6 protein-coding genes are annotated in these 5,472 nt (G+C 68.1%); all 6 read left to right on the top strand.

Going from position 1 to position 5,472, the window contains the following annotated elements; genetic code table 11:
- Positions 1-1,373 (top strand): lamin tail domain-containing protein (locus VAE53_RS08880; protein WP_322819020.1); only part of this gene is annotated, 1,373 nt, incomplete at its 5' end.
- 61 nt (positions 1,374-1,434) lie between these two features.
- Positions 1,435-2,640 carry a CoA transferase gene (locus tag VAE53_RS08875; protein ID WP_322819019.1) on the top strand — a complete coding sequence of 402 codons (1,206 nt, stop codon included), beginning with the start codon at positions 1,435-1,437 and terminating at the stop codon, positions 2,638-2,640.
- Between the two features lie 110 nt (positions 2,641-2,750).
- Positions 2,751-3,149 (top strand): hypothetical protein, encoded by a 399-nt coding sequence (locus tag VAE53_RS08870; protein ID WP_322819018.1) that lies wholly within the window; start codon positions 2,751-2,753, stop codon positions 3,147-3,149.
- Between the two features lie 36 nt (positions 3,150-3,185).
- Positions 3,186-3,737: a YqgE/AlgH family protein gene (locus tag VAE53_RS08865; RefSeq protein ID WP_322819017.1), complete on the top strand. Its 552-nt coding sequence runs from the start codon at positions 3,186-3,188 to the stop codon at positions 3,735-3,737.
- A gap of 51 nt (positions 3,738-3,788) precedes the next feature.
- Positions 3,789-4,358 (top strand): peroxidase-related enzyme, encoded by a 570-nt coding sequence (locus VAE53_RS08860; RefSeq protein ID WP_322819016.1) that lies wholly within the window; start codon positions 3,789-3,791, stop codon positions 4,356-4,358.
- 113 nt (positions 4,359-4,471) lie between these two features.
- Positions 4,472-5,317: a zinc metalloprotease HtpX gene (locus VAE53_RS08855; protein ID WP_322819015.1), complete on the top strand. Its 846-nt coding sequence runs from the start codon at positions 4,472-4,474 to the stop codon at positions 5,315-5,317.
- The last annotated feature ends 155 nt before the right edge of the window (positions 5,318-5,472 follow it).

Raw genomic sequence — 5,472 nt, 5'->3', positions numbered from 1 at the left:
CCCTTCCCCCCACCGCCACACCCACCCTACCCCCCGCAAATTTCCGCGGCCTCCTCCGCAACGGCGATTTCGAAGCCGTCCAATCCGGAAAACCCGCATACTGGTCCAAAGTCGGCGGCGAACTCCGCTCCTCCTCCGAGGCCTACAGCGGCCGCTACAGCGCCTGCCTCGACTCCGACACCGCCTCGACCAAATGGCTCTACCAGGCCGTCCAGGTCGAGCCCGGAGCGTGGTACGAAGCCACCGCCTGGGCCTCCGCCAGCGGTGGCGAAACCTTCCTCCGCGTCACCTGGTACACCACCGCCGATGGTTCGGGCGCCGGTACCGACCAGGCCGACAGCCAACCCGCCACCGGCGACTGGGCATACCTCTCCACCGGCCCCATCCAGGCCCCCGCCGACGCCCGCTCCGCGCGCGTACGGCTCATGCTGCGCCCCATCGCGAGCGCCGCCGCCTGCTTCGACGACGCCTGGTTCGACCGCGTCGAACCTCCCCCGGCGACCCCCACCCCGACCCCGAAGCCCACCGCGACACCATCCATCGTCGGCGCTCCGGCCACCCGGCAGCCCGCCACCGCCGCCACCCCCCGCCAACCCGCCGCCCCGAGCCAGGGCACGCCGACCCACTCCAGCGACCATGCCGAAGCAGCTCCCTCCCCCTCCCTCCGCATCGCCGAAATCCTCGCCGACCCCCCCGAACCCGGTCGCGACGCACCCTACGAATGGGTCGAGATCGTCAACATCTCCAGCCAACCCATCGACCTCGCCGGCTGGACCATCGGCGACGCCACCGCCGCCGACATCCTCCCCGCACTCCTCCTGCCCCCCGGCGGCTACGCCGTCATCGCCGGCTCCTCGGCAGACCTCCCGCCAAATATCGCCATCGCCCGCGTCTCCGATGGCCAAATCGGCAACGGGATCGGCAACACCGGCGACCTGCTCCGCCTCCGCGACCCCGCCGGCCGCATCGTCGACGAGCTCTCCTTCGGCACCCGGACCGACGTCTTCGACCCGGCCCCTCCCGCCCCCGAAGCCGGCGAAACACTCGGCCTCCGCAACCCACACGCCGACCCGGGCCCCGAAAACTGGGCCATCACCCTCGAGCCTACCCCTGGCCAGCCCAACCGCTTCCCCGGTCCCCCCGGCGGAGCGACCACGCCCAGCCAACCGGCTCCCCCCAGCGACGGGATCACCTCCCGCAGCGCTACCCTCTTCCAAATCGAAGAAGACAACAGCAGCGGTTCGGTCCTCCCCTGGATGGTGCTCGGCGGCCTCGCCGGCATCGCCGTCGGCATGCTCGGCGCAGCCCTCGCCCGCCTCCTTCGCCGCCTCCGCCAGCGTCCCCCGCCCCCGGAGAACGGCCCCGACGCCTGACCGCGCACCTGCCCAGCCCCTCCCTGCTAAACTCCCCGCCATCCGCACCCCGGAGGCCCCCATGGCCGCGCTCGATGGCATGAAGGTCCTCGACCTCACCCAGTACGAAGCTGGCACCAGCTGTACCCAGTACCTCGCCTGGCTCGGCGCCCACGTCATCAAAATCGAGCGCCCCGGCGTCGGCGACCCAGGCCGCAACGTCGCCACCAAAGGCCGCGATTCCTACTACTTCCTCTCCTTCAACAACAACAAAAAGAGCGTCGCCATCGCCCTCGATACCCCCGAAGGGCGCCAACTCTTCTTCTCCCTCGTACCCCGCTTCGACGTCGTCGTCGAAAACTTCACCCTCGGCACCATGGAAAAGCTCGGGCTCGGCTACGACACCCTCAGCGCCCTCAACCCCGGCATCATCTACGCCACCATCAAAGGCTTCGGCACAACGGGGCCTTACGCCAACTACAAATGCTTCGACATGGTCGCCCAGGCAGCCGGCGGCGCATTCAGCGTCACCGGCAACCCCGACGGCCCACCCATGCGTCCCGGCGCCACCTTCGGCGATACCGGCTCCGGCGTCCACGCCGCCCTCGGCATCCTCGCCGCCTACGTCCAACGCCAACGAACCGGTCGCGGCCAAGTCGTCGAAATCTCCATGCAGGAAATCATCGCCAACTTCATGCGCGAGCCCATGTCCCAACGCGAATGGCGCGACAGCCCAATCCAGCGCCGCGGCAACCGAACCGTCGTCCCCACCGACCTCTACCCCTGCGCCCCCGGCGGCCCCAACGACTACCTCTACATCATGGTCGTCACCACCCGCATGTGGGATGCCCTCATCGCCGCCATCGACATGCCCGAGCTCGGCATGGACCCCCGCTTCGCCACCGTCCGCGACCGCCACGCCCACGGCGACGAACTCTGGGAAATCATCGCCAGCTGGACCCGCCAGCGCACCAAGTTCCAAGCCATGGAGCACCTCGCCGCCGCCGGCGTCCCCTGCAGCGCCGTCTTCGACACCGAAGACATCCTCACCAATCGCCACCTCCACGCCCGCAACATGATCCGCACCATCCACCACCCCACCGTCGGCGAATTCCAGCTCCTCGCTCCGCCCATCCACCTCAGCGACTCCGACGTCGAACTCCAGCGCGCCCCCCTCCTCGGTGAACACACCCGCGACGTCCTCGCTGCCGAGCTCGGGCTCACCCCCACCGACCTCCAAGACCTCGCCCAGCGCGGCATCATCGGCCTCGGCCAGCCACCCTCCTGAGCGAGGCCTTCTCCGTACCGCCAAAGAATCCGCACAAACCCCAATACAAGGCAACCCCCAGCCCGCCGATACACCCAGGAGGAGCCACTCCCCGCAAGGTTGGCCACCCCATGCCCATCCGCGACCTGCGAGGCCTCACCCTGCTCGCCCACAGCCTCGCCCACGAAATCTCCGAATACACCCTCGACCTCGAACGACAACTCGGCCGACAACGGTACTACGGCAGCCAGATCGCCGACGCCGGCATAACCGTCCTCGCCCACGTCGCCTGTGCCGCATCGCTCATCCCACCCTACGACCTCCAGTCGCGATTCGAACTTCGCGCCTCCCTACGAGGCGCCATCCAGACGCTCGACCACCTCCGCGACCTCCTCCGCCACACCGCCCACACGGGCGACATCGCCCCCGACCTCCACGACCGAATCGGCGCACGGATCGAAGAACTCATGGCGGTCGTCCGCGCACTCTCCCTCGAATGCGACCGCGAGTACCACCTCGGAGTCGCCTGACTGGTCACTCGCCCCCACCTCGTCCAATATCATCCCGTGGCCCAATCGCTCGCCGGTAGCCTGCTCGTTGCATCCCTCTCCCTCGTCGACCCCAACTTCTTCCGCACCGTCGTCCTCCTCTGTATGCACGACGAAGACGGCGCAATGGGCCTCGTCCTCAACCGCCCCGTCCAGCAAGCACCCGTCGTCGAACACCTCCCCCACTTCGCCGAATTCGCCGCCGAGCCCCCGGTCATCTTCCAAGGCGGGCCCGTCGAACCCACAGCCGCCATCGTCCTCGGCCGGCTCGCACCCCACGCCCAACCCCCCAATCGCATCGTTGGCCAAGTCGCCCTCCTCGACCTCTCCCGCACCATCGACGACCTCCGACCCGACCTCCGCACCGTCCGCGTCTTCGCCGGCTACGCCGGATGGGGCGCCGGCCAGCTCGAGCGCGAAATCGCCGAAGAGGCCTGGTTCGTCGTCCCCGCCCTCGAAACCGACGCCTTCGACCCCAACCCCGAAACACTCTGGCGCCGCGTCCTCCTGCGTCAGCCCGGCCGCCTCGCACTCTTCGCCTGGGCCCCCGCCGACCCTCGTGTCAACTGATTCCGACTGATTCCCATTGACGGCTCCGCCCGCTCCCATCACCCTTCGCTCATGAGCAGCGAACGCATCTCGTGGTTCCCCGTCCTCGAACGCGACCAGCTTTCCGACGAAGCTCGCGCCCTCTTCGACCAAATGGAAGAACGCATGGGCTTCGTGCCCAACGTCTTCCGTGCCCTCGCCTGGCGCGGCGACCGCATGCTCAAGTGGTACGCCCACTACCAATCCGTCATGGAGCCCACCCCCGGCCTCGGCCGCGCCGAGCGCGAAATGATCGCCGTCGTCGTCTCCATGCAGAACCAATGCCTCTATTGCCTCACCACCCATGGAATGGCCCTCCGCGCCATCCTCAAAGACCCCGTCCAGGGCGACCGCATCACCCTCGACTACCGCAAAGCAGGCCTCTCCGAAAAACAAATGGCCATGCTCGACTTCGCCGTCAAACTCACCCTCGACCCCGTCACCGTCACCGAAGACGACATCGACGAACTGCGCGCCCTCGGCTTCAGCGACGAAGACTGCTGGGACATCGTCGAAATCACCGCCATGTTCAACTTCACCAACCGCCTCATGAGCGGAGCCGGCGTCCTCCCCAACCCCGAGTTCCACGGCATGGCCCGCTGACCACACAAACTCACCTAAAATAGGTGCCAGGGAGTCCCCACTTAACCTCGCCCTACCCACCCGACCCCGCAATTTCGCTACACTCGAAAGAGGAGGTTATCCAGCTCTCGACCATGAACTTCCTCAAGACGACCGTCCTCCTTGCCGCCCTCACCGGGCTCCTCGTCGCCGTCGGCGGCCTCATCGGCGGCACCAGCGGAGCCATCGTCTTCCTTCTCTTCGCCGGCGTCATGAACTTCTTCGCATACTGGTTCAGCGACCGCGTCGCACTCGCCATGGCAGGCGCACGCGAGGTCACCGAAGCCGAGGCCCCCCGCCTCTACCAGCTCGTCCGCGAAGTCGCTCGAGCCTCCGGCATGCCCATGCCTCGCGTCTACATCGTCGAAAACGCCTCACCCAACGCCTTCGCCACCGGCCGCGACCCCAAGCACGCCGTCGTCGCCGTCACCACCGGCATCCTCCGACTCCTCGACGAACGCGAGCTCCGCGCCGTCATCGGCCACGAAATGGGCCACGTCAAGAATCGCGACATCCTCACCAGCTCCATCGTCGCCACCATCGCCGGCGCCATCTCCATGATTGCCCAGGTCCTCATGTGGACCAGCATCTTCGGCGGCGGCGACCGCGACCGTAACCCCCTCGTCGCCCTCCTCGTCATCCTCATCGCACCCATCGCCGCCACCCTCCTCCAACTCGGCATCAGCCGCTCGCGCGAATACGCCGCCGACGAAACCGGCGCTCGCGTCACCCGCGACCCCCTCGCCCTCGCCAGCGCCCTCGAAAAGCTCAAAATGGGCATCGCCGCCGTCCCCATGGAGCCGACCCCAGCCCAAGAAGCCGTCTCCGCCCTCTACATCGCCAACCCCTTCCGCGGCGAAGGCCTCGCCAACCTCTTCAGCACCCACCCACCGCTCGACGAGCGCATCCGCCGCCTGCGCAACATGGCCGGCCGCATCTAACGCCGTCCTCCCCGAAACCGCCAACGGCCAGCCTCCCACGCCGCGAGGCTGGCCATTTCGTTCCCCCCGCCCAAGGCCCGGGGCACCCCCCGAGCATCATCGACCAGCCCCCGCCGCCCGGCCCTTCCCCACCGCCCACGCACCAGCCCGCAACC

Source organism: Tepidiforma sp. (assembly GCF_034432735.1).
Taxonomy (GTDB): Bacteria; Chloroflexota; Dehalococcoidia; order Tepidiformales; family Tepidiformaceae; genus Tepidiforma.
This window is presented reverse-complemented; position numbering and strand designations above follow the sequence as displayed.

What these genes read in the sequence shown, in the direction of transcription:
- VAE53_RS08875 (WP_322819019.1), top strand. Translation starts at nt 1,435, where the DNA reads ATGGCCGCGCTCGATGGCATGAAGGTCCTCGACCTCACCCAGTACGAA.
- VAE53_RS08870 (WP_322819018.1), top strand. Translation starts at nt 2,751, where the DNA reads ATGCCCATCCGCGACCTGCGAGGCCTCACCCTGCTCGCCCACAGCCTC.
- VAE53_RS08860 (WP_322819016.1), top strand. Translation starts at nt 3,789, where the DNA reads ATGAGCAGCGAACGCATCTCGTGGTTCCCCGTCCTCGAACGCGACCAG.
- VAE53_RS08855 (WP_322819015.1), top strand. Translation starts at nt 4,472, where the DNA reads ATGAACTTCCTCAAGACGACCGTCCTCCTTGCCGCCCTCACCGGGCTC.